26 protein-coding genes are annotated in these 20,706 nt (G+C 71.0%); 14 read left to right on the top strand and 12 right to left on the bottom strand.

Features of this window, described 5'->3' with window-relative positions; genetic code table 11:
• The first annotated feature begins 69 nt into the window (after positions 1-69).
• Positions 70-783, top strand: a complete 714-nt coding sequence (locus ACFZ8E_RS20140) for a hypothetical protein (RefSeq protein ID WP_405043640.1) — start codon at positions 70-72, stop codon at positions 781-783.
• 20 nt (positions 784-803) lie between these two features.
• Here ACFZ8E_RS20140 and ACFZ8E_RS20135 read toward each other — a convergent pair whose 3' ends face one another.
• Entirely contained in the window at positions 804-1,400 is a 597-nt protein-coding gene (locus ACFZ8E_RS20135; protein WP_405043639.1) for a histidine phosphatase family protein, read from the bottom strand.
• A gap of 23 nt (positions 1,401-1,423) precedes the next feature.
• Entirely contained in the window at positions 1,424-1,819 is a 396-nt protein-coding gene (locus ACFZ8E_RS20130; RefSeq protein WP_243949107.1) for a VOC family protein, read from the bottom strand.
• Between the two features lie 177 nt (positions 1,820-1,996).
• On the opposite strand from ACFZ8E_RS20130, the gene ACFZ8E_RS20125 reads away from it, so the two are divergent.
• The 8 genes from ACFZ8E_RS20125 to ACFZ8E_RS20090 all read left to right on the top strand — a co-directional run bounded on the left by ACFZ8E_RS20125 (position 1,997) and on the right by ACFZ8E_RS20090 (position 8,982).
• Positions 1,997-2,935, top strand: coding sequence for a 2-hydroxyacid dehydrogenase (locus tag ACFZ8E_RS20125; protein ID WP_405043638.1), 939 nt, complete (start codon positions 1,997-1,999; stop codon positions 2,933-2,935).
• 192 nt (positions 2,936-3,127) lie between these two features.
• Positions 3,128-3,847 carry a response regulator gene (locus tag ACFZ8E_RS20120; protein WP_147728697.1) on the top strand — a complete coding sequence of 240 codons (720 nt, stop codon included), beginning with the start codon at positions 3,128-3,130 and terminating at the stop codon, positions 3,845-3,847.
• On the top strand, positions 3,844-5,229 hold the full coding sequence (locus tag ACFZ8E_RS20115; RefSeq protein ID WP_405043637.1) for an ATP-binding protein: 1,386 nt from the start codon (positions 3,844-3,846) through the stop codon (positions 5,227-5,229). Before ACFZ8E_RS20120 ends, ACFZ8E_RS20115 begins: the two co-directional genes overlap by 4 nt.
• 71 nt (positions 5,230-5,300) lie before the next feature.
• Positions 5,301-6,167, top strand: a complete 867-nt coding sequence (locus tag ACFZ8E_RS20110; protein ID WP_147728570.1) for an NAD(P)-dependent oxidoreductase — start codon at positions 5,301-5,303, stop codon at positions 6,165-6,167.
• A gap of 183 nt (positions 6,168-6,350) precedes the next feature.
• The gene (locus tag ACFZ8E_RS20105) at positions 6,351-6,674 is read left to right on the top strand and encodes an XdhC family protein (RefSeq protein ID WP_147728569.1); all 324 of its coding nucleotides are present in this window, start codon (positions 6,351-6,353) and stop codon (positions 6,672-6,674) included.
• A 1-nt stretch (position 6,675) separates the two neighbouring features.
• A complete protein-coding gene (locus tag ACFZ8E_RS20100) occupies positions 6,676-7,377 on the top strand; it encodes an XdhC family protein (protein ID WP_243984043.1) in 702 nt (233 codons plus the stop codon).
• On the top strand, positions 7,374-8,399 hold the full coding sequence (locus ACFZ8E_RS20095) for a molybdopterin-binding protein (RefSeq protein WP_405043636.1): 1,026 nt from the start codon (positions 7,374-7,376) through the stop codon (positions 8,397-8,399). The genes ACFZ8E_RS20100 and ACFZ8E_RS20095 overlap by 4 nt, the downstream gene beginning before the upstream one ends.
• Positions 8,392-8,982 carry an NTP transferase domain-containing protein gene (locus ACFZ8E_RS20090; RefSeq protein ID WP_244032985.1) on the top strand — a complete coding sequence of 197 codons (591 nt, stop codon included), beginning with the start codon at positions 8,392-8,394 and terminating at the stop codon, positions 8,980-8,982. The genes ACFZ8E_RS20095 and ACFZ8E_RS20090 overlap by 8 nt, the downstream gene beginning before the upstream one ends.
• A 4-nt stretch (positions 8,983-8,986) precedes the next feature.
• On the opposite strand, the gene ACFZ8E_RS20085 is transcribed toward ACFZ8E_RS20090, so the two are convergent.
• Both ACFZ8E_RS20085 and ACFZ8E_RS20080 read right to left on the bottom strand, forming a co-directional pair.
• A complete protein-coding gene (locus ACFZ8E_RS20085) occupies positions 8,987-9,127 on the bottom strand; it encodes a DUF2256 domain-containing protein (protein WP_405043635.1) in 141 nt (46 codons plus the stop codon).
• 64 nt (positions 9,128-9,191) lie between these two features.
• Entirely contained in the window at positions 9,192-10,058 is an 867-nt protein-coding gene (locus ACFZ8E_RS20080; RefSeq protein WP_147859014.1) for a formyltransferase family protein, read from the bottom strand.
• Between the two features lie 153 nt (positions 10,059-10,211).
• On the opposite strand from ACFZ8E_RS20080, the gene ACFZ8E_RS20075 reads away from it, so the two are divergent.
• Entirely contained in the window at positions 10,212-10,946 is a 735-nt protein-coding gene (locus ACFZ8E_RS20075; RefSeq protein WP_243931921.1) for an SDR family NAD(P)-dependent oxidoreductase, read from the top strand.
• Between the two features lie 5 nt (positions 10,947-10,951).
• Complete coding sequence (locus ACFZ8E_RS20070) at positions 10,952-12,526, top strand: cryptochrome/photolyase family protein (RefSeq protein ID WP_244032986.1); 1,575 nt, start codon at positions 10,952-10,954, stop codon at positions 12,524-12,526.
• On the opposite strand, the gene ACFZ8E_RS20065 is transcribed toward ACFZ8E_RS20070, so the two are convergent.
• The 3 genes from ACFZ8E_RS20065 to bcsS all read right to left on the bottom strand — a co-directional run bounded on the left by ACFZ8E_RS20065 (position 12,516) and on the right by bcsS (position 14,005).
• Positions 12,516-12,923 carry a type II toxin-antitoxin system VapC family toxin gene (locus ACFZ8E_RS20065; RefSeq protein ID WP_405043634.1) on the bottom strand — a complete coding sequence of 136 codons (408 nt, stop codon included), beginning with the start codon at positions 12,921-12,923 and terminating at the stop codon, positions 12,516-12,518. The genes ACFZ8E_RS20070 and ACFZ8E_RS20065 overlap by 11 nt on opposite strands.
• Positions 12,920-13,168 (bottom strand): type II toxin-antitoxin system Phd/YefM family antitoxin, encoded by a 249-nt coding sequence (locus ACFZ8E_RS20060; RefSeq protein ID WP_187275457.1) that lies wholly within the window; start codon positions 13,166-13,168, stop codon positions 12,920-12,922. Before ACFZ8E_RS20060 ends, ACFZ8E_RS20065 begins: the two co-directional genes overlap by 4 nt.
• A gap of 93 nt (positions 13,169-13,261) precedes the next feature.
• Positions 13,262-14,005, bottom strand: a complete 744-nt coding sequence (gene bcsS, locus ACFZ8E_RS20055) for a cellulose biosynthesis protein BcsS (RefSeq protein WP_405043633.1) — start codon at positions 14,003-14,005, stop codon at positions 13,262-13,264.
• 331 nt (positions 14,006-14,336) lie between these two features.
• On the opposite strand from bcsS, the gene ACFZ8E_RS20050 reads away from it, so the two are divergent.
• Positions 14,337-14,939, top strand: coding sequence for an exopolysaccharide biosynthesis protein (locus ACFZ8E_RS20050; protein WP_243936881.1), 603 nt, complete (start codon positions 14,337-14,339; stop codon positions 14,937-14,939).
• A gap of 22 nt (positions 14,940-14,961) precedes the next feature.
• Here the strand turns inward: ACFZ8E_RS20050 and ACFZ8E_RS20045 are convergent, their stop codons facing one another.
• The 3 genes from ACFZ8E_RS20045 to ACFZ8E_RS20035 are packed head-to-tail and all read right to left on the bottom strand — an operon-like array spanning position 14,962 to position 16,816.
• Complete coding sequence (locus ACFZ8E_RS20045; protein WP_405044423.1) at positions 14,962-15,786, bottom strand: metal ABC transporter permease; 825 nt, start codon at positions 15,784-15,786, stop codon at positions 14,962-14,964.
• Between the two features lie 35 nt (positions 15,787-15,821).
• Positions 15,822-16,685: a metal ABC transporter ATP-binding protein gene (locus ACFZ8E_RS20040; RefSeq protein WP_405043631.1), complete on the bottom strand. Its 864-nt coding sequence runs from the start codon at positions 16,683-16,685 to the stop codon at positions 15,822-15,824.
• A complete protein-coding gene (locus ACFZ8E_RS20035) occupies positions 16,682-16,816 on the bottom strand; it encodes a hypothetical protein (protein WP_405043630.1) in 135 nt (44 codons plus the stop codon). The genes ACFZ8E_RS20040 and ACFZ8E_RS20035 overlap by 4 nt, the downstream gene beginning before the upstream one ends.
• Positions 16,817-16,954: 138 nt before the next feature.
• On the opposite strand from ACFZ8E_RS20035, the gene ACFZ8E_RS20030 reads away from it, so the two are divergent.
• Positions 16,955-17,455: a Fur family transcriptional regulator gene (locus ACFZ8E_RS20030; RefSeq protein ID WP_405043629.1), complete on the top strand. Its 501-nt coding sequence runs from the start codon at positions 16,955-16,957 to the stop codon at positions 17,453-17,455.
• A gap of 29 nt (positions 17,456-17,484) precedes the next feature.
• Here ACFZ8E_RS20030 and ACFZ8E_RS20025 read toward each other — a convergent pair whose 3' ends face one another.
• Together ACFZ8E_RS20025 and ACFZ8E_RS20020 are read right to left on the bottom strand one after the other, a co-directional pair.
• Positions 17,485-18,990: an undecaprenyl-phosphate glucose phosphotransferase gene (locus tag ACFZ8E_RS20025; RefSeq protein ID WP_405043628.1), complete on the bottom strand. Its 1,506-nt coding sequence runs from the start codon at positions 18,988-18,990 to the stop codon at positions 17,485-17,487.
• Between the two features lie 544 nt (positions 18,991-19,534).
• Positions 19,535-19,873: an antibiotic biosynthesis monooxygenase gene (locus tag ACFZ8E_RS20020; protein WP_147842240.1), complete on the bottom strand. Its 339-nt coding sequence runs from the start codon at positions 19,871-19,873 to the stop codon at positions 19,535-19,537.
• Between the two features lie 407 nt (positions 19,874-20,280).
• On the opposite strand from ACFZ8E_RS20020, the gene ACFZ8E_RS20015 reads away from it, so the two are divergent.
• Positions 20,281-20,694 (top strand): helix-turn-helix domain-containing protein, encoded by a 414-nt coding sequence (locus ACFZ8E_RS20015; protein WP_147727032.1) that lies wholly within the window; start codon positions 20,281-20,283, stop codon positions 20,692-20,694.
• Positions 20,695-20,706: the final 12 nt, after the last annotated feature.

Here is a 20,706-nt window from a genome sequence, read left to right as displayed (position 1 = left end):
CCCTCGCCAACCGCACGCCGCCATGCCACGCTCCGGTCCGGGCGGGGAGCCCGGCACGCGAGGCGCCGCATGGCAGGGTTCGACCACATCCTGAACTGGCGGCTGCTCTCGGGCTCGCACCCGTTTCCGGGACCCGACGGCGGCACCTGCATCAACGAGGCGGCCCTCGTCGCCGCGGGGCTGCCCTACCGCGCGATCCGGTCGAGCGACGAATGCCCGCCCTGCTTCTCGCGCCCGCTCGCGGCCTACGCGCTCGGCCTCAACGACGCGATGCCGGACGGCGAGCGCCACCGCCTGAGGGCCTTCGTCCTGCGCCTGTCCGGCTCCGCCGACACGCCGGCGGTCGAGGCGGAGCGGACGGCCTTTCTGGCCCTCGAAAGCATCCGCAGCCTTCTGCCGCCGCTGCTCGAGCGGGCCGGATTCGCCGACCTCGCCACCCGCTGCGCCGACGCGGCGGATCTCGACGAGGCGCTGGCGGCCGCGCGTTCGGCCGCCTGGGCGGGTGGAGCGCGAGCGCAGGCCGCATCGGGTCAGCGCGCCTGGTTCTCTGGAGCATTGGCGGCCGCGGTCTCCCGCACCGCAAGCGCGGCGATCCGCGCAGCGGAGGATCCGCGCTGCGCGGCCGAGATCGCCGAGGGGGCGGCGCCGTTCGCCCCGGGCACGTGGGCGCGGGCGGCCGTGATCCTCGACGGCGCGCTGCGGATCGGGCGGCAGGCGCCCGACATCGACCTGTTCGCCGCGCGCGACCGCCTCGACGCCGCCCGATCGGCCGCGCACGCCTGAGCCGCGATCACGCGTTCGCGTCAGGCGGCGGCGGAAGCCGCGTCGAGATCGAGCTCGACGGTCTCGCAGTTGTCGAGCCAGACGCCGGTGAGGTGGAAGAAGAACGTGCCGTGGCCGACCACTGCGATCGTCCGCTCGGGCCGCGCGCGCAGCCATTCGCGAAACCCGGCGACGCGCTGGTCGAAAAGGTGCCGCGGCTCGACCGGATGACCGCCGACGTCGGACCCCTCCTCGGCGTGCCACCACACCTCGGGCAGGTGCCCGACGTCGAGATGCGGGAACTCCGCCGCGATCTCGGAGGCGACCCGGCCGACGTCGCAGCTGCTCTCCTGGCACTCCCGATGCAGCACCTCGACGAGGAGCTTCGGCTCGGCCGGATGGTCGGCGAAGACCAGCGCGGTCGTCTCGATCGCGCGGGTCAGCGGCGAGACCACCACGAGGTCGAACGGGATCTCGGCGAGCGCCGCCCGCGCCGCGCGCGCCTGCTCCCGGCCGCGCGGCGTCAGGCGGGCGTCGCGATGGTCGGGATCGCGGCCGGTTGCGCGGTGGGCGGCGTTGAAGGTCGATTCGCCGTGGCGGAGGCAGACGATGCGGGTCGGGCCGTTCATGCGGGTCATGGTCTCGTCGGTTCGTGTCGGGGTCAGGCGAAGCGGCCGCCGCGCTGGATCACCTCGATCTTGTAGCCGTCGGGGTCCGTGGCGAAGAAGAACCGCGCCAGCTCAGTGTCGCCGTGCTTGAGCGTCTTCATGTCCGTCGCCGGAAGCCCCTCGCGGGTGAAGCGGGCGTGCTCGGCGGCGAGATCCGCGACGGTGACGGCGACGTGGCCGTAGCCGTCGCCGAGGTCGTAGGCCTCGGTCCGGTCCTTGTTCACCGTCAGCTCGATCTCGAAGGGCGAGTCCGGCGCCCGCATGTACACCAGGGTGAAATCGGGAAAGTCGAAGCGGTCGGAGATGGCGAGCCCGAAGGCCGCCTCGTAATAGGCGACCGAGCGCGCCTCGTCGCGGACGCGGATCATCGCATGGACGGGCTTGGCCATTCTTCCTCACAGGTCGGATCAAGGGAGTGAAGCCGATATCTGGCGCGAAGAACCGATCCGAAAAGGCCGGGAGCCCTGCGCCGAACCGCCGGCAGCCCCGCGCCGATGGCCACGGAGGCCCGTTCGAAGCCGATGCCGAGGCTATCAGCAACCCTGTCGACCGATCGAGGCACCCTCATGCCTGAGCCCATCCTGCTCGCCACCAGCCGATCGCCCGCCGAGGAAGCGATCTGGCGCGACGCGCTCGCCCGCGCGATGCCGGGCGAGCGCATCGTGACGGCTGCCGACGAGTTCGATCGCTCGACGGTCGCGATCGCGATTGTCGCCAACCCGGTTCCGGGAGCGCTGGCCGGACTGCCGGCGCTCGCTTGGGTGCACAGCCTGTGGGCCGGCGTCGAGCGCCTGCTGCAGGACGCGACGCTGCCGCCGGTCCCCATCGTCCGTCTCGTCGATCCGACGCTGGCGCGAACGATGGCCGAGACCGTCGCGGCCTGCGTGCTCGCGCTGCACCGCGATCTCCCGCTCTACGCCGCGCAGCAACGCCGCCGCGAATGGCGCCAGCACCCAGCCCGCGCGGCCGGCGCGTGCCCGGTCGCGATCCTCGGGATGGGCGAGATGGGGCGGGCCTCGGCCGAGCTGCTGCTCGGGCTCGGCTTTCCCGTGCGCGGCTGGAGCCGATCGGGCACCGCGATTCCGGGGTTGATTGCGCATTCCGGCCGCGACGGCCTCGGCACGGCGCTGGACGGCGCGGCCTACCTCGTCAACCTGCTGCCCCTCACCGCCGAGACCCGCGGCATCCTCGATCGCGACTGCTTCGCCCGGCTGGCGCCGGGTACCGGCGTGATCAACTTCGGCCGCGGCGCCCACCTCGTCGAGGCCGACCTGTGGCAGGCGCTCGATGACGGACGGGTCGGGCACGCGGTGCTCGACGTGTTCGCGCAGGAGCCGCTGCCCCGCGACCACCCGGCCTGGGACCACCCGAACGTCACGGTCCTGCCTCACGTCGCGGCGCCGACCGACGAAGCCTCGGCGGCCGCGATCGTCGCCGGGGCCGTGGCGGCCTTCCGCAGCACCGGACGGGTACCGGCGGGTGTGGACAGAGCCCGCGGGTACTGATCGCCGTCGCCGCAAGCTGTCGCGTGGTTTTGCGGACGCAACGTCTTGCGTCTTCGAGATGCCGCACACCGAAACGCGCATGAGAAACACGTCGTTACAAATTTGCCGCCGCCCCCCATCTTCGATTGTCGCGCGTCTCGGGCCATAAGGAGCCGCGAAGTCCCGTCGGGACGCGACCGAAGACGACCGCCGATGAACGCGCCCGCCAGCCCGCATATCCTGATCGTCGAGGACGACCGCGAGATCGCGAACCTGGTCGCGCGCTACCTCCGCGGCAACGCCTGCCGCGTCACCCTCGCCGGCGACGGCGCGGAGATGGACCGGGCGCTGGCCGACGGCCGGGTCGACCTCATCGTCCTCGACCTGATGCTGCCGGGCGAGGACGGCCTCAGCCTGTGCCGGCGCCTGCGCGCGAGCTCGGCGATCCCGATCCTGATGCTCACCGCCAAGGCCGAGGAGATCGACCGCATCGTCGGCCTCGAGATCGGCGCCGACGACTATCTCGCCAAGCCGTTCAACCCGCGCGAGCTGCTGGCCCGCATCCGCGCCGTCCTGCGCCGCACCGGCAACGAGGTGGCGGAGGAGGAGGGCGCGCGCCGGATGCACTTCGTCGGCTGGACGCTCGACGTCTCGCTGCGGCAGGTGCTGAGCGCGGAGGGCGCGCGCATCTCGATCACCGGCGCGGAGTTTGACCTGCTCCATGCCCTGTGCCTGCGCCCGGGCCGCGTGCTCTCGCGCGACCAGCTCCTCGACCTGACCCAGGGGCGCAGCGCCGGCCCGTTCGAGCGCAGCATCGACGTGCTCGTGAGCCGGATCCGCCAGAAGATCGAGCGCGATTCGCGCAACCCCGAGATCATCCGCACGATCCGCTCGGGCGGCTACCTGTTCACGCCGGAGGTGACGCGCTCATGAGGTTCGGCCGGATCCGGAGCCGCCTGCGCCCGCGCAGCGTCGCCGGGCAGATCGCCCTGCTCGTGGTGGCCGCGATCGTCGTCGCGCACGCGGTCGCGACCACGGCCTTCGTGCTCCTGCGCGAGCCCTGGAAGCCGGACGACCATCCCGGCGTCGCGGCAGGGCGCCTCGCGATCGTCGCCCGCCTCCTCGACAACGCTCCCGTGCCGGACCGCGACGCCCTTCTGGCGAATGCGGCACGCAGCGTGCCGAACCTTCAGATTGCGCCCTGGACCGGGACCGCTGCCGAGGGCGAAAGCCTCAACCGCCCGGTCGTCCGCCGCCTGCGCAACGGCTTCGGCCGGGCGCTGACCGTGGTCGAGATCGGCGGGCCGGAGATGCGCGCCGACGGCTACCTCCGCCTCGGGATCGTCACGCCGAACGGCGCCCGGCTGCAGGCGAGCCTGCCCGACGACCCGCTCAGGCCGCCGCACGAAGGCGCGATCATCTTCACCGTGATCTTCCTCGCCCTGACGCTGGCGCTGCTCTCGGTGTGGGCGACGCGGGCGCTGACGGCGCCCCTGGCGCGGCTCGCCGGCGCCGCCGAGGCCTTCGGCACCGGGGACGACCACGTGGCGCTGCCCGAGGCCGGTCCGCGGGAGGTGATCGCGGTCTCTCGCGCCCTCGACCGGATGCGCAACCGCGTGCGACGCCTGATCGACGACCGCACGCAGATGCTGGCCGCGATCAGCCACGACCTGCGCACACCGATCACCCGCCTGCGGCTGCGCGCGGAGTTCATCGACGACGACCACACCCGCATCATGACGCTGCGCGATCTCGACCAGATGAACGCGCTCGTCGAGGCGGCCCTGTCCTTCGTCCGCGACGGCCAGGGCGGCGCGTCGAGCGCCCGGACGCTGATCGACCTCGCCTCGGTGGTGCAGACGGTCTGCGACGGGTTCAGCGACGTCGGCGCCGACGTCGTGGTCACGCAGAGCCGCCACGTGCTCGTCCGCGGAAAGCCCGACGAGCTTGAGCGGGCGATCACCAACCTCGTCGACAACGCGGTCAAGTACGGCGGCGGCGCGCGCCTCTCGATGGAGCAGACGTCGCGGGGCGTCCGCATCGTGGTCGGCGACACCGGTCCCGGCATTCCCGATGCCGAACGCGACGCGATGCTGCAGCCGTTCGTGCGCGGCGACCGGGCCCGCAACCTCAACGACGCGAGCGGCTTCGGCCTCGGGCTGTCGATCGTGCTCGCCATCGTCGAAGCGCATGACGGCTGGCTCACCCTGACGAATCGCCCGGAAGGCGGCCTCTCCGCCGCGATCGAGCTGCCGCTGGCCGCCGCGATCCCGGCCGAACCCGCCGAGACCCGGATCGCCGCCGCGGCGGAATGAACGGCCGAGCCTTGCATCGGACCGGCGCGATCGGCGTTGAGGCCGAGCGGGCATCGGAAGGCAGGAAGCGCATGGACGTCGGATTCATAGGGCTCGGGCGCATGGGGCGCGCCATGGCGGCCAAGCTGGTCGAGGCCGGGCACACCGTCCGCGTCTGGAACCGGACCCCGGATGCTGCGCACGGGATCTCCGGCGCGACGCCGGTGGCGAGTGCGGCCGAGGCGTTCGCGGGCGACGCGGCGATCACCATGCTGTCGGACGACGCAGCGCTGCGCTCCGTCATCGTCGAGGGCGGGCTGCTCGACAGCGCAGGCCGGCCGGCGATCCACCTGTCGATGAGCACGATCTCCGTCGCCTTGGCGCAGGAACTGGCCGCGATCCATGCGCGCGCCGGCATCGCCTATGTCGGCGCCCCTGTGTTCGGGCGGCCGGACGCGGCCGCGGCGGGCGCCCTCAATATCATCGCCGCGGGCGATGCCGGCGCCATCGACCGCGCAGCCCCGCTCCTCGACGCGATGGGCACGAAGACGTGGCGCTTCGGCACCGAGCCGCATCAGGCCAATGCCGTGAAGCTCGCCGGCAACTTCATGCTGGTCTCGGCGATCGAGGCGATGGGCGAGGCCGCCGCCTTCGCCGAAGGTCACGGGGTGGCCGGCGCCGACCTTCTGGACATGCTCACCGGCACACTGTTCGCCTCGCCGGTCTACAAGGGCTACGGCGCGTCGATCGCGGCGAACCGCTACGAGCCGCCGGGCTTCGGCCTCCGCCTCGGCGCCAAGGATATCGGCCTCGCCCTCGGCGCCGCGGCGGCGGTGAACGTGCCGATGCCGTTCGCGAGCGTCCTTCGGGACAACCTCATCGACGCGATCGCGCACGGCGACGGCGACAAGGACCTGGCCGCGCTCGCCACCGTGGCGACCCGGCGCAGCGGGCGCTGAGCGCTTGGACACGGCGACGGCCGGCGTTTGCACCGACGCGCGAAGTCGGTCGTCATGCGTTCGGTGCAACGCCGCCGCTGCGCGCGCCTTGCGCCCCGCCCACGATGCCATACCTGAACCTCTCAGCCCGCGACCGGGCTCCCGCATCCTGAGGCCGGCGCGCGCGGCCTTCGAGGCACGCCGATGATCTCGACCGAAGCCGACATCCTGAACACCGCCGCGTCCTGGCGACGCGACGGCCGCGACGTGGCGCTCGCGACCGTGATCGAGACCTGGGGATCGGCGCCGCGTCCGGTCGGCAGCCACCTCGTCGTCGACGGCGAGGGCAACTTTCTCGGTTCGGTCTCCGGCGGTTGCGTCGAGGGCGCCGTCATCACGGAAGCCGCCGACGCCATCGCCGACGGCAAGCCGCGGGTGATCGAGTTCGGCGTCGCCGACGAGACCGCGTGGCGGGTCGGGCTCTCCTGCGGCGGCCGCATCCGCATCTTCGTCGAGCGGATCGACTGACATGCGCGCCGACATCCTCGAAGGCCTCAACGCCGAGCGCGCCGCCCGCCGCGCCGCGATCCTCGTCACCGACATTGCCGACGGCGGGCAGCGCCTGGTTCGGGAGGCCGATATCGCCGCCGACGCCCTCGCCGAACCGCTCGGTCGGCACCTCGCCGCAGGTCGGAGCGGCCTCGTCGAGGCGGACGGCCGGACGCTGTTCCTCACGGTCCAGGTGCCGCCGGTCCGGCTCGTCGTGGTCGGGGCCGTTCACATCACCCAGGCCCTGGTGCCGATGGCCGCCGCGCTCGACCTCGCGCTGACGGTGATCGACCCGCGCACCGCCTTCGCCAGCCCCGAGCGGTTTCCGGGCGTCGCGCTGGTGGCGGATTGGCCGGACGCGGCACTCGGCGGCGCGGTGCCGCCGCTGGATCGCTACTGCGCGCTCGCCGCGCTGACCCACGATCCCAAGATCGACGATCCGGCGCTGAAGGCTGCGCTCTCGGCGGAGTGCTTCTACATCGGCGCGCTCGGCTCGCGGAAAACCCATGCGGCGCGCGCGGTCCGGCTGATCGAGGCCGGCTATTCCGAGGCCCAGCTGGCGCGCATCCGCGCCCCGATCGGGCTCGCCATCGGCGCGGTCAGCCCGGCCGAGATCGCGCTGTCGGTGATGGCGCAGATCGTCGCCGCCCTGCGTCGGGCGCCGCGCGAGGCGGCTTCGTGAAGTTCGGGCCGGTTCCGGTCGGATCCGCGCTCGGCCTCATCGCCGCCCACACCATCAAGGCCGGCGGCGCGACCCTGCGCAAGGGCCGGGCGATCTCGCCCGAAACGATTGCAGGCCTCGCGGCCGAGGGCGTGCGCGATCTGGTGGCCGTCTCCCTGGAGCCGGGCGACGTCGGCGAGGACGAGGCCGCCGAGACCCTGGCGCGGCACCTCGCCGGGACCGGCCTGCGCTGCGAGCCGCCGTTCACCGGACGCTGCAACCTCTTCGCGGTCGGGCCCGGCGTTCTGGTCGTGGATCGAGCCGGCATCGATGCGTTCAACGGCGTCGACGAGGCGATCACCGCGGCGACGCTGCCGCCGTTCAAGCCCGTGGTGGCCGGCGAGATGGTCGCGACGATCAAGATCATCCCCTACGCGGTGCCGGGAACGGTCCTGGCGCATGCGTGCGCCGCCGCGCCGGCCGGCGCGTTGCGGGTCTCGCCCTATCGCCGCCGCCGGGTCGGCGTGGTCTCGACACGGCTGCCGAGCCTGAAGGAGACCACCGTCGACCGGACCCTGGCCGTCCTCGCGGATCGGCTCGCGCCGACCGGCGCCGAGATCGTCGCCGATCGTCGCGTTCCGCACGCGGCCGGCGCGGTCGCCGAGGCGCTGGCCGCGGCGACCGCGCAGGACGGCGCCGACCTGGCGATCGTGTTCGGCGCCTCGGCCATCGCCGACCGCCGCGACGTGATCCCGGCCGGCATCGCGGCTGCGGGCGGCGCGGTGATGCATTTCGGCATGCCGGTCGATCCCGGGAACCTGCTACTGCTCGGAGCGCTGGGGGACGTTCCGGTGATCGGCGCGCCGGGCTGCGCCCGCTCGCCCAAGGAGAACGGGTTCGACTGGGTGCTGCACCGCCTGCTCGCGGACCTGCCCGTCACCCGCGCCGACATCGTCGCGCTCGGTGTCGGCGGACTGCTGATGGAGATCGTCTCGCGGCCGCAGCCGCGATCGGGCGAACCGAGCGCCGCCGACGATGCCTGACATCGGAATCGGTGCCGTCCTGCTCGCCGCCGGGCGCGGCACCCGCTTCGGCACCGAACCGAAGCTGCTCGCGCGGCTCGACGGGACGCCGCTGGTGCGCCACGCCGCGGAAGCCGCCCTCGCGTCCAGGGCCCGTCCGGTCGTCGTCGTGCTCGGGGCCCATGCGGTGGCCGTGCGCGCCGTCCTTCACAATCTCGACCTCGTCTTCGTCGAGAACGCCGCGTTCGGTTCCGGCCTCTCGACCTCGCTGCGGGCGGGACTCGCCGCGCTGCCGGCCGAGACCGATGCGGCGGTGATCCTGCTCGGCGACATGCCGCGGGTGACGCCGGAGCAGATCGATCGCCTCGCCGCCGCCTACCGGGCCGCGAAGCCGGCTCCGAGTGCCGTGGTGCCGACGATCGCGGGGCGCCGCGGCAACCCGGTGCTGCTCGATCGGCGCGTGCTCGGCGACGCCATCGCCAGCCTGTCCGGCGATCACGGCGCCGGGCCGCTGCTGAAGGGTCGCGCCGACGTCCTGGAAATTCCGGGAGAGCCCGGGACCGCGCTCGACGTCGACACGCCGGAGATGCTGGCTCGGCTCTGAAGGCTCAGGCCTTCTTCGCCTCGCTTCGGCAGCGATCCGAGCAGAATCGGACCTCGTCCCAGATCCGCTCCCACTTCTTCCGCCAGGCGAACGGCCGCCCGCACTGCGCGCACAGCTTTGTCGGCAGGTCGCCCTTGCGGATCATCTTCCCCGATGTCCGGCCCGAACTCTTGTTTGCGGAATCGCCCCCGCTTCGCCTGGACATCCGGTCAGCGCCCGATCTGTCCGGCTTCGGCCAGCCCCACCGGCGACCACCGTGTGATCTGGATGTAGCCGTCGCGGGCCGCAACCACGACGTGGCGCCTGTGGCGATGGACGACGGTGCCGGGCAGATGCTTGTGCGCCTCGCGCCAGCCGCCGGCCTGCGCGACGTAGACGCGAGCGTCGCCGAGCCGCGCCAGCGTCTCGATCGATCCGAAAGCGCGGATCCGACGCAGGATCGCGGCGACGTCGGCGCGGAAGTCGAGGGTGCGGTCGACGTCGCTCGCGCGCGCCCAGTACGAGCCGTCGCCCTGCGGCTCGGGCCGCCGCCACCGCGCCGGCAGATCGCGGCCGATCGGCCCGGTCGCGAGCCGCCGCGCCGCCATCTGGCACTTGGCCAGCAGCGTCTCGTGGTCTTCCTGGGCGTCGAGCGGGAACAGGTCCTGCGCGAGGATGTCGCCGGTGTCGAAGCCCTCCTCGGCGAGCACGTGGGCGGTGACGCCCCAGGTCTCGTACGCTTCCTCCACCGCCCGGAACAGCGGGTAGGGTCCGCGCCCGGTCGGCAGCGGCGAGGGGTGGATGTTCAAGCCGAAGGCCGCGCGGGTGCGCCATCCGGTGATCAGCCAGGGATAGCCCGCGACGACGAGCGCCCAGTCGCGGCCGTGGGCGGCGTTCAGCGCGTCGAGATCCTGGGCCTTCAGCCGCGAGAGCTGGATCGGCAGGCGCAGCTGACGGGCGCGCGCCACCACCACGTCGTTGTGATCGTAGAGCCCGTCGCAGGGGCGGGTGAACAGCTTGATCGGGGTCCAGCCGGCCTCGATCAGGCCCTCGAACACGCCGCCGAGGAAATCGATGCCGGCGAAGGCGAACTTCATGAACCTGGATTCTCCGGCGGTCTCGATGGGATGCGACCTTGTGGAACGGCCGCGCCGGCCTCGACCGACTCCCCCGTCCTCCACGACGCCTTAGCTTCATCTTGTCGAACCGTCTCCGCCGGCAAGGGGCGTTCGGCGGCGACGGGGGCGAGCATGCAACGGGTTCTGATCTACGGCGGCACGGGCGGCATCGGCCGGGCGACGGCGGAGGCGCTGCGCCACCGCGGCTACGGCCTCCACCTCGCGGCCCGCGACCGCGGCCGGCTCGAAGCCGCGGCGGCCGAGCTCGGCGAGACCACCGTGACGGCCGGCGACGTCGCCGACCCCGACTTCTTCGCTCAGGCTACCGCGGAGGCAGGCGATCGCCTCGCCGGCCTCGTCTACGCGGTCGGCACCATCAACCTGCGCCCGCTCGCCCGCCTGACCCGGGCGGACGCCGAGACCGATTTCCGGATCAACGCGCTCGGCGCCTTCTCGGCGATCCAGGCAGCGGCCGGCGCGCTGAAGGCCGGTGCCGGCGAGGCGGGCGCGGGCGTCGTCCTGTTCTCCACCGTCGCGGTGGCACAGGGGTTTCCGGCCCACGCCTCGGTCGCCATGGCGAAGGGGGCGGTCGAAGGCCTCGGCCTATCGCTGGCGGCCGAACTCGCGCCGCACGTGCGCATCAACGTGGTGGCGCCCTCGCTGACCCGGACGCCGCTCGCCGCCGCGATCACCGGCAATGCCACCCTGGCCCAGGGCATCGCCGCGATGCATGCCCTGCAGCGCCTCGGCACGCCGGAGGACATCGCGGGGCTCGCCGCCTTCCTCGTCTCGGCCGAGGCCGGCTGGATCACCGGGCAGATCATCGGCGCCGACGGCGGCCGCTCGATGCTGCGCACCAAGGGCTGAGGCGCTTGGCAACGCGGAACACCGCGGGGCGGAAGACCCTGCGCTTCGTGCTGGGCGACCAGCTCAACCGGCGCGTGTCGAGCCTCGTCGATCTCGATGCGCCCGACGTGGTGCTCATCGTCGAGGTGATGGCGGAGGCGACCTACGTCCGCCATCACAAGCAGAAGATCGCCTTCCTGTTCTCGGCCATGCGCCACTTCGCGGCGGAGCTCGAAGCCGAGGGCGTCACGGTGGATTACGTCCGCCTCGACGATCCCGGCAATAGCGGCAGCTTCACCGGTGAGCTCGCGCGCGCGGTAGCCCGGCACGCGCCGGACCGTGTCGTCGTGACCGAACCCGGCGAATGGCGGGTCTGGTCGATGATGCAGGCGTGGCGCGACGACCTCGCCGTCCCGGTCGAGATCCGCGACGACAACCGCTTCCTGTGCCCGCGCCGCGATTTCGCCGACTGGGCCGGGGACCGCCGGGCGCTGCGCATGGAGACGTTCTACCGCGGCATGCGCCGCCGCACCGGCCTGCTGATGGACGGCAAGGATCCCGTCGGCGGCCAGTGGAACTTCGACGCCGACAACCGCAAGAAGCTGCCGCGGGGCCATGCCGTCCCGAGCCGCCTGCGCTTCGAGCCGGACGCGACGACGCGCGCGGTGCTCGACCTCGTCGCCCGGGCGTTCGCCGGGCATTTCGGCGACCTCGACGGCTTCGGCTGGCCGGTGACCCGCCGCGACGCGATCGAAGCCCTGAAGCACTTCATCGCCGACGGCCTGCCGACCTTCGGCGACTACCAGGACGCGATGAAGACCGGCGCGCCGTTCCTCTACCACGCGCTGATCTCGCCGCCGCTCAATGCCGGCCTGCTCACCGCGGAGGAAGTCTGCCGCGCCGCCGAGCGCGCCTATCGCGAGGGCGCGGCCCCGCTACACTGCGTCGAGGGCTTCATCCGCCAGATCCTCGGCTGGCGCGAATACGTGCGCGGCCTCTACTGGGCGCGGATGCCGGCCTATGCCGAGACCAACGCCCTCGACGCGCAGCGCGACCTGCCGTGGTTCTACTGGTCGGGCGAGACGGAGATGAACTGCCTCGCGCAGGTCGTCGCCGAGACGCGGGCCCATGCCTATGCCCACCACATCCAGCGCCTGATGGTCACCGGCAACTTCGCCCTGCTCGCGGGGCTTTCGCCGGCGCAGGTCGAGGAATGGTACCTGATCGTCTTCGCCGACGCCTACGAGTGGGTCGAGCTGCCGAACGTGCACGGCATGGTGCTGTGGGCCGACGGCGGCGTGATGGGATCGAAGCCGTACGCGGCCTCCGGTGCCTACATCAACCGGATGTCCGATTACTGCGCCGCCTGCCGCTACGACGTCGCGAAGAAGGCCGGCCCGGACGCCTGCCCGTTCAACTACCTGTACTGGAACTTCCTCATCGCCAACGCCGGCCGCCTCGAAGGCAACCCGCGCCTGTCGATGCCCTATCGCACGCTCGCCGCGATGCCGCCCGCGCGCAAGGCCGAGATCGCGGCGGACGCGGCGTCGTTCCTCGATGGGCTGAGCGCCGATGCGCCGGCGGGCGAGATTAAACGATAACTGGAACGCTGCAGGCGGACGCGGCGCGAAGGAGCTTCGCATCGCGCGAGGCGAGGGGGCGTGAACACCGAATCGCCAATTCGAGATAGCTCGCATCGTACAGCGAGAGCCCGTGCTTGGCGGCGAGCGTCATCGTCGCCGACCAGGCATGTCGCGCGGTCTCGGTATCGATCGAGATCGGTAGGGCTGCGAGACGCTCGAGAGCCTGAGTCCTCTCTGCCGTTACGATGCGGCGCTTCCGCTCAGCCGTAAGAAGGACGTGCCCGACCTCGAGAGCCCAGAGGCCAGGCACGATCGCACCTTTTGCCGCGACCTGTTCGAGAATATCGCTCGCATCGCTCTCGATCGGCAGGACCCAAGCGAGGGCCATCGACGCATCTAGGATGCAGAGGCTCACCGGCGGTCTTCGCTACGAAAAATCTCTATCTCATCTGGGCTGAACGTTTCACCGCGGGCGGCGATGCGATCGCGCAACGCGCGCAGCCCGCCAACCGTCAGGGCCGTGGTATCCTCACGGGTCGGCGGGACGAGCCGTGCGACGGGTTTGCCGTCGCGCAGGACGAGCACGTCCTGGCCAGCCTCGAGCGCATCGAGAAGTGAGCCGAGCGAACTTTCTGCGTCGAAGATGCTGATTGCGTCCATACGATCACCAACCGAACGACGTCGCGTTTCCGCTGCGTCTGCTGCTGGCAATCGTAGCATGGTTCGGCCAGCCGCGGATGGGTCGAGCATCGCTCACCACGGCGTCCACACCGACAACGCGAGGTACGGGCTCGGCCGCCTTTCGGTACTCTCGACCTGTACGCCGCCCGACACGCGAAAACTGTAGCTGCCGACTGCGAAATCGGTGGCGTGGGCGCCGAAATTCCACTTCGTATAGCCGGTCCGGTCGGCGTAGAGGCTGACTTCGGGGCCGAGGTAGAAGCCCCAGGCGCGATAGCCGAGGGCGATCCGGGACCAGGCTGAATCGCGCGCCGAGCCCAGGACCAGGGTCGCCTGAACCAGGCTCTCGTCGGTCGGGCGCGCCCAGACCTCGCCGTGCAGGCGAAGGCCCCAACGCATCGGAAGCGTCGCCACGCTGCGCCCGTCCGTTAGGGCTTCGTACGCACCCTCCGGCCCGGCATAGAGCGCGACGACGCCCCAATCCGGGAACCACTGATAGCCCGCCAGCGCCGCGCCGAGCACGGTGTAGCGCGACAGGCGAGCGCTGCCCCACGAATCGCAGCCGCACGCCATCTCGTTGCGGCGCCCGCCGCCGAGGCTGGCGAGCGCGACGAAACCCGGCCGGGCGAGCTTGTCCAGCGCGATCTTGGCGCCGATGGACAGGAAATTCGCGGCGCCGGCATCCAGGCTGCCGAACAGCAGGGTGTCGAGATCGCCGGCCCGAGCCGTGGGGGATGCGGCTGGAACGGTGCAGAGCAGGCACGCCACCGCCGCCGCGAGACGGCGCCTTCGGTGCGGGGACGCGAGCCGTGCCAAGCCGATGACTCCTAATACGAGATGAAAATCTTATATCTCGAAGGCTCGCAACATGGGGCGATTCAGGAGAGATGTCGCGACAGTTTCAAAGACGGTCGTCGATTTTTCCACCATTCGGCCGTGAAACAATCAACCGCAACTCTGAGTATGTAACTGCAAGTTACGCATGAATCGTCTAGCCAACCTGAAGGAAATATGTCCTTTCTGAAGCTTCCAGGCTTGTCGGTTTCCCGCGGACGGTGCGCCGCCGGGGCGGGGGCGAGGCTCATGCTTGGCGGCGGTGCCGAACTCGGCTAGAGCCCGCGCCGGGACAGCAACCTGCGGCCACGTTTTGTATTCCGGTGCCCGAACGTCCGACGTCCTCACGGTTCTCGCCAGCCAAGAGGGAGACCGCCTGACCGTCGGCGACATCGTCGCGGTGCTGCGGGACCGTGCCTTCGCGCTGCTCGTGGTGCTGCTCGGCCTGCCGAACTGCCTGCCGATGCCGCCGCCGATCCCCCTGGTCTGCGGCCTGCTGCTGCTGCTCGTGGCCGTGCAGATCGCGATCGGCAAGTCGTCGCCCTGGCTGCCGAAGGCGCTGCTGGGACGATCGGTCGCCCGGAAGGACGTCGAGCGGGCCGTCAAGCGCGCCGTGCCGGTGCTGCGGCGGCTGGAGCGCTGGTCGCGGCCACGGCTCAGCGTGTTCGAGACGGCGCTCGGCATGCGCGGCATGGGCATCGCCCTGCTGACGCTGTCGCTGGCGCTGATCGTCGCCGCGCCGGTGATCGGCCAGATCCCGCTCGGGCTCGCCGTCTGCCTCGTCGGCCTCGGGCTGGTCGAGCGCGACGGCATCCTGGTGCTGGTCGGTCTCGGGATCGGGAGCCTGGGCGTGCTGCTCAATGCCGGCTTCGCCTACGCGATCGTTGCCGGGATCATGAGCCTGGTCCACCTCTGAACCGCGATCGTGCGGCTCCGGCTCACGCCTCGAGATGCCGCGGCTTCACCAAGCGGTAGAGCAGCCCTCCGCGCGGGCCCGCCAGCATCGACACGAGATAGAGCGCGCCGGCCGCCAGCACGATCGCCGGCCCGGTCGGCAGGTCGAGATGGTAGGACAGGCTCAGGCCCGAGAAGCTCGCCACCACCGCGATCAGCATCGAGGCCGGGATCAGCGTGCCGAGCCCGCGCGCCCAGAACCGGGCGGCGATCGCCGGAAGCAGCATCAGCCCGACCGCGAGCAGGGTGCCGAGCGCCTGGAACCCGCCGACGAGGTTCATCACCACGAGGCCGAGGAAGGCGTAGTGCACCGGGCCGCCGCTGCGGCTCACCGTGCGCAGGAACAGCGGGTCGACGCATTCCATCACCAGCGGACGGTAGATCAGCGCGAGGCCGAACATGGTCGCCGTCGCGATGCCGCCGAGCAGCAGCAACGCCGGGTCGTCGAGCGCCAGCACCGTGCCGAACAGGATGTGCAGCAGGTCGATCTGCGAGCCGCGCATCGACACCAGCAGCACGCCGGCGGCGAGCGAGATCAGGTAGAACGCGGCCAGGCTCGCATCCTCGCGGATCACGGTCGAGCGGGTGACGAGGCCGGCGAGCAGGGCGACCGCGAGCCCCGCGACGAGCCCGCCCAGCGTCATCGCCGGCAGCGACAGGCCCGCCACCAGGAAGCCGACGGCGGCGCCGGGCAGGATGGCATGGCTCATCGCCTCGCTCATCAGGCTCATGCGTCGGAGCATCAGGAACACGCCGACCGGCGGCGCCGAGATCGACAGCGCGAGGCAGCCGACCAACGCCCGGCGCATGAAGCCGAACTCGACGAACGGCGCGAAGGGATCGATCACGCCGCGGTCTCGTGCTGCTTGGGTGGGGCCGGGCGATGGTGATGCCCGTGCGTGTGATCGTGCCCATCGTCGTGCCCGGACCCGTCGGGTGCCGGGGCGACTTGGGCATGGTCGTGGGCGCAGATGGCGGCGTCCTCGTCCCAGGCCTCGGACAGGCGGGTGGCGCGGGCGAGGTTCTGCGGCGACAGCACCGAGGCCGTCGCGCCCCAGGCGACCGGCTCCCGCGCGAGCAGGAGCGTCTTCGGGAAGTACGCACGGACCTGCGCCAGGTCGTGCAGCGCCGCGACGATGGTCCGGCCCTCGCCGTGCCACGTGCGGATCAGCGCGATCAGGTCGGCGGTGGTGCGCGCGTCGACTCCGGTGAACGGCTCGTCGAGCAGGAGCACCTGCGCGTCCTGGAGGATCAGGCGTGCGAACAGCGCGCGCTGGAACTGGCCGCCCGAGAGGGTGCCGATCGGCCGCGCCTCGAAGCCGGACAGCCCGACGGCGTCGAGCGCCTTCAGCACGGCGCCTCGATGCCCGAGCAGGCTCCGCCAGGCGCCGGATCGGCACCACAGGCCCATGCTGGCGAGATCGAGGACGCTCAGGGGGAAGCTGCGGTCGATCTCGTCGGCCTGCGGCAGGTAGGCCAGCGTGCGGGCCGGCATGCCGCGGTGGATCTGCCCGTCGAGGCTGGGGATCTCGCCGATCAGCCCTTTCAGCAGGGTCGACTTGCCGGCGCCGTTCGGGCCGACCAGCGCCAGCAGGTCGCCGCGGCGGATGGTGCCGTCGAGGTGGTGCACCGCCGGATGCCGGTCGTAGCCGAGCGTCAGTCCGTCGAGGCGGATGTCGCCGGCGGCCAAGGGCGTGCGCGCGGTCACGCGCCCAGCGTCCAGGCGATCGCCAGCCAGAGCGGCGCGGCAAGCGCGGCGGCGAGGCCGAGGCGGAACGCCAGGCCGCTCTGGAACAGCGATGCGGCCGAGGAAGCCGGCGTGCGGGATCTGGGTCTCAAGGGGACGATCTTCGTCGAGGGTGCGCGAGCGCCGAAGGCCGATCCGTTGCCCGGACCGGTGGCGCAGCCTATAATCCGTGGTGATACACTGTAACACCGGCGGCGTTCAATCGGGGCGCCCCGGCCGCAAGGATCGGGATGCACGATCACGTCGGGCAAGAAGGGGAGGCGTGCGGCGCGGAGCACGCCGCCGCGACGATGGCGCGTGCCGAGAAGCTCTGCCGCGACAGGAGCCTGCACTTCACCAAGCTGCGGCACGACGTGCTGCAGGCCGTCGCGGAGACGGGCAAGCCGATGGGTGCCTACGACATCGCCGAGCGCCTGAGCGGGCCGGATCGCCGGGTGGCCGCCGTCTCGGTCTACCGCGCGCTCGACTTCCTGACCGAGAACGGCCTCGTCCACCGCATCGCCAGCCGCAACGCGTTCGTGTCCTGCGCGCACGAGCACGGCGCGGGGGAGGGGCTGGTGTTCCTGATCTGCCGGAGCTGCGGCGGCATCGACGAGACCACCTCGCCCGAGATCGAGGCCGGGCTCGGGCGCACCCTTGAGCGGGCGGGGTTCCGCCCGGCGAGCCGGATCCTCGAGGTCGAGGGCGAGTGCGGCGCCTGCCACGGGCGGCAGGCCGACGGCGCCCACTGATCCCGGGACGCCGCTCGCGAATCTCCGGCTCAGAACGCGTTGCGGTAGGCGCGGCGCGAGAACACCGTCTGGAACATGATCTGGATGTCGAACCAGATTGACCAGTTGTCGATGTAGTGCAGGTCGTGGTTGACCCGGCGCTCCATGTCGAGGTCGGTCAGGGTCTCGCCGCGCAGGCCGTTGACCTGCGCCCAGCCGGTGATGCCGGGGCGGACGTTGTGTCGGCGCGCGTAGAGGGCGATGCGTCGCTCGAAGCTGCGGTCGTGCGCGAGCGCGTGCGGGCGCGGCCCGACGAGCGACATCTCGCCTTTCAGCACGTTCAGGATCTGCGGCAGCTCGTCGAGGTTGGACCGGCGCAGGAAGGCACCGATGCGCGTGATGCGCGAATCGTTGCGCGAGGCCTGCTTGAACACCGCCTCCGCCTCGGCCTTCATGCTGCGGAACTTGAACACGCCGAAGGGTTGCTGATTGAAGCCGTAGCGCTTCTGCCGGAAGAACACCGGGCCGGGGCTGTCGAGCTTGATCGCCACGGCGATGGCCGCGAGCAGCGGGCTCAGCGCGACGAGGGCGATCGTGGCGAGCGTCACGTCGAGGAGGCGCTTCAGCAGCACCTCGGCCATGCTCAGCGGACGGCGGCCGATGTTGATGCCGGAGAGGCGGCCGACCCGGGACACCTGCATGTCGGGAAAGCGGTCGAGCACGGAACCGGGGCGCAGGTGCAGCGCCGCCGGCACCCGAAGGAACGCGTCGATGCAGCGCTCCACCTCGGCGGTGTCGGCCCAGGGCACGAGGATGAAGACGTCGTCGGGGCGCAGGAACCGCACCACGGAGACTGCGAGGTCGAGATCCTCCGACATCTGCGCATGGCGCGTGGCCTCGTCCGCGCGGACGTCGACCCGGCGGAGATAGCTGGTGCCGACGACGCGCAGGCCGAGCGAATCGGCCTCGTTGCTGGCGTAGAAGCGGGCGATGTCGTCCTCGAAGCCGACGAGGTGGACGCGGCTCACCGAGGCGGACGCCGGCGTCACGCTGCGGCGCACGAGCCCGATCATCGCCGCATGCGCCAGCATCAAGACCGGCAGGCCCGAGACGAACACGGTGAGGGCGACGACGCGCGAGACCTCGTTCGTCGTCTTGGTGATGAAGCCGACCACGAGCGCCGCAGCCCAGGCGACGACCCACCGGGCCGCGCTCTTCTGCAGCGACGCCTTCTGCGCCAGCATCGCCTCGATCGCGTATTCCTCGCGCAGGGCGGACGTCGCGACGATGACGATCGCCAGCAGACCGGAGAGCTGCAGGCCCCAGCTCGCCGAGAACGGCATCATCTCGCCGTTCAGAAGGAAGAAATAGCCGTATTCGACCACCATCGTCGTGATGACGATCGACAGGATGTCGGTCATCGCCACCGAGGCCGAGATGCCGATGCGGAACGCGCCGCGGCTCCGACGCGGGAGCAGCGCCGTCCATACATTGCGCCGCCGCTCCGCCGAAGTCGGCAGCGGCTGGAAAGTCTCAGGCAGGCGATCTTGAAACATCTGGCGCGCCATGTTCCGAACTGAACCGGACGGTGTCCCGAAACGACACGGATCGCGCGTCGAGAAGAGCACTCTTGGACTATGGAGCAAGCGTAGGGCCGCGATCACGACACCCGTCACCTTGCGCGAGATGACTCGGCCTTAAGGGTCCGACCAGCGCCTCGCAACGCGAGCAAACTACTGAGAGAGGGTTTCGTCAGGATCGCGTCGATCACGCGCAATCGAATCGCAGCGGCCGTCCTACGCCGTCGGGGGCCCGACGGCTTCACGGTCAAGCTTCACGTTCGAGTGATGGCGGTTCCGGTGCGGGTCGGAGGCACGCCCCTCGTGCCGACGCGGTGGGATGCAGCGATGCGTGCCGAAGACGCGCTCTGGCGTCCACGCGTCGGCGGCCCGCCACGCTTCGGCTTCGAGCGTGCCGGAACCGTTTTCGATGCGGGGGCGCCGATCGCGCTCCGTTCGCATCACGCCGGGGGGAGACGAGCCGGCGGCCGGGATGGAGGAACCTCGGCCGTCCCGCCTTCGGGACGCCGAGGCCGTGTGATCAAGCCGCTGCGACGTCGCCGCTCGCCCCGCCGACGGTCTGGATCGTCTCGAAGCCCTCGAATTGCGGGTGGCCGAGATAGAGCGGCTTCGTCGTCGGCACGCGGCCGTGCGCCTTGCGGAACTGCTCGGAGCGGGTCCAGGCCTCGAAATCGGCCTTCGAGCGCCAGATCGTGTGCGAGGCGTAGAGTACGTGATCTTCCGCCTCGGGTCCGCGCAGAAGATGAAACTCGACGAAGCCCGGCATCTCGCCGAGATGAGAGTCGCGGCCGAGCCAGACCTGCTCGAAATCCGTTGTCGATTCCTTAACCACTTTGAAACGATTCATCGCAATGAACATCGATGTCTCCATGATGTGGTGGCATCTCGCCACCACCCTGATTCCAACGCCCGAATCTGCGTAATTCGTACCGAGGACCGCTTCGGTAGGCCGACGCCACCTGTCGAACCAACATACTATAGTTTTAGCGCAGGCTCGTAGCGTCGCAGCGCAAACGTCGTGACAAGGCCTCGATCTGATCGATCTAAGCTTGCATTCAGATTTATTTCGTGTCCTAGTTGTCTTCAGTTGAGGCGCTCAGGTGGCTATCCCTTCGCTCTGACAAGACGTTGGCACGGCACCGTGACGGGCGCGAGGTAGGTGGCGGCCTCCGCAACCGGCTGTCAATCTCCCGGTCGGCGTGTCGACCGTCCGAGGATGACGGTCACCCACCCGGTCGCGACCGCGAAATGGGATTGTGTCTGACGATGATGCCCAAACAGACCACCGACGTCGACCGCCTCGTCGGTCTCCGCATCACCGCGCTCCGCAAGGCGCGAGGGCTGAGCCAGACGGCCCTTGGGACGGCGGTGGGCGTCACCTTCCAGCAGGTCCAGAAGTACGAGAAGGGGCAGAACCGCGTCGGCGCGGGGCGCCTGCGCGAGATCGCGCGCCTGCTCGAGGTTCCGGTCTCAGCCTTCTTCGAGGAGAAGGAGGAGGGCGCGGCGCCGAAGGAGGACGTGTTCGGCTTCCTCAGCGCCCACGGCGCGATCGAGCTGCTGCGGGCCTACGCGCTGATCGAGAACGACCAGATGCGCCGCGACGTGCTCGCGATCGTGCGGACGGTGGCCAAGCTCGGCCATGGCCAGGCGGACACGGCCGAGGCCGAAGCCGCCGAGTGAGCCGGGACGGTC

Origin of the sequence: Methylobacterium sp. HMF5984 (assembly GCF_045033435.1) — a bacterium.
In the GTDB taxonomy this organism is placed as follows: Bacteria; Pseudomonadota; Alphaproteobacteria; order Rhizobiales; family Beijerinckiaceae; genus Methylobacterium.
This window is presented reverse-complemented; position numbering and strand designations above follow the sequence as displayed.

Excerpts from the sequence above, each read along its gene's own strand:
- ACFZ8E_RS20110 (WP_147728570.1), top strand. The coding sequence starts at position 5,301 with ATGGACGTCGGATTCATAGGGCTCGGGCGCATGGGGCGCGCCATGGCG.
- ACFZ8E_RS20120 (WP_147728697.1), top strand. The coding sequence starts at position 3,128 with ATGAACGCGCCCGCCAGCCCGCATATCCTGATCGTCGAGGACGACCGC.
- ACFZ8E_RS20075 (WP_243931921.1), top strand. The coding sequence starts at position 10,212 with ATGCAACGGGTTCTGATCTACGGCGGCACGGGCGGCATCGGCCGGGCG.
- ACFZ8E_RS20140 (WP_405043640.1), top strand. The coding sequence starts at position 70 with ATGGCAGGGTTCGACCACATCCTGAACTGGCGGCTGCTCTCGGGCTCG.
- ACFZ8E_RS20085 (WP_405043635.1), bottom strand. The coding sequence starts at position 9,127 with ATGATCCGCAAGGGCGACCTGCCGACAAAGCTGTGCGCGCAGTGCGGG.
- ACFZ8E_RS20105 (WP_147728569.1), top strand. The coding sequence starts at position 6,351 with ATGATCTCGACCGAAGCCGACATCCTGAACACCGCCGCGTCCTGGCGA.
- ACFZ8E_RS20080 (WP_147859014.1), bottom strand. The coding sequence starts at position 10,058 with ATGAAGTTCGCCTTCGCCGGCATCGATTTCCTCGGCGGCGTGTTCGAG.
- ACFZ8E_RS20045 (WP_405044423.1), bottom strand. The coding sequence starts at position 15,786 with ATGCGCCGGGCGTTGGTCGGCTGCCTCGCGCTGTCGATCTCGGCGCCG.
- ACFZ8E_RS20090 (WP_244032985.1), top strand. The coding sequence starts at position 8,392 with ATGCCTGACATCGGAATCGGTGCCGTCCTGCTCGCCGCCGGGCGCGGC.
- ACFZ8E_RS20100 (WP_243984043.1), top strand. The coding sequence starts at position 6,676 with ATGCGCGCCGACATCCTCGAAGGCCTCAACGCCGAGCGCGCCGCCCGC.
- ACFZ8E_RS20115 (WP_405043637.1), top strand. The coding sequence starts at position 3,844 with ATGAGGTTCGGCCGGATCCGGAGCCGCCTGCGCCCGCGCAGCGTCGCC.
- ACFZ8E_RS20020 (WP_147842240.1), bottom strand. The coding sequence starts at position 19,873 with ATGTTCATTGCGATGAATCGTTTCAAAGTGGTTAAGGAATCGACAACG.
- ACFZ8E_RS20125 (WP_405043638.1), top strand. The coding sequence starts at position 1,997 with ATGCCTGAGCCCATCCTGCTCGCCACCAGCCGATCGCCCGCCGAGGAA.
- ACFZ8E_RS20030 (WP_405043629.1), top strand. The coding sequence starts at position 16,955 with ATGCACGATCACGTCGGGCAAGAAGGGGAGGCGTGCGGCGCGGAGCAC.
- ACFZ8E_RS20025 (WP_405043628.1), bottom strand. The coding sequence starts at position 18,990 with ATGTTTCAAGATCGCCTGCCTGAGACTTTCCAGCCGCTGCCGACTTCG.
- ACFZ8E_RS20135 (WP_405043639.1), bottom strand. The coding sequence starts at position 1,400 with ATGACCCGCATGAACGGCCCGACCCGCATCGTCTGCCTCCGCCACGGC.
- ACFZ8E_RS20130 (WP_243949107.1), bottom strand. The coding sequence starts at position 1,819 with ATGGCCAAGCCCGTCCATGCGATGATCCGCGTCCGCGACGAGGCGCGC.
- ACFZ8E_RS20060 (WP_187275457.1), bottom strand. The coding sequence starts at position 13,168 with ATGGACGCAATCAGCATCTTCGACGCAGAAAGTTCGCTCGGCTCACTT.
- ACFZ8E_RS20015 (WP_147727032.1), top strand. The coding sequence starts at position 20,281 with ATGATGCCCAAACAGACCACCGACGTCGACCGCCTCGTCGGTCTCCGC.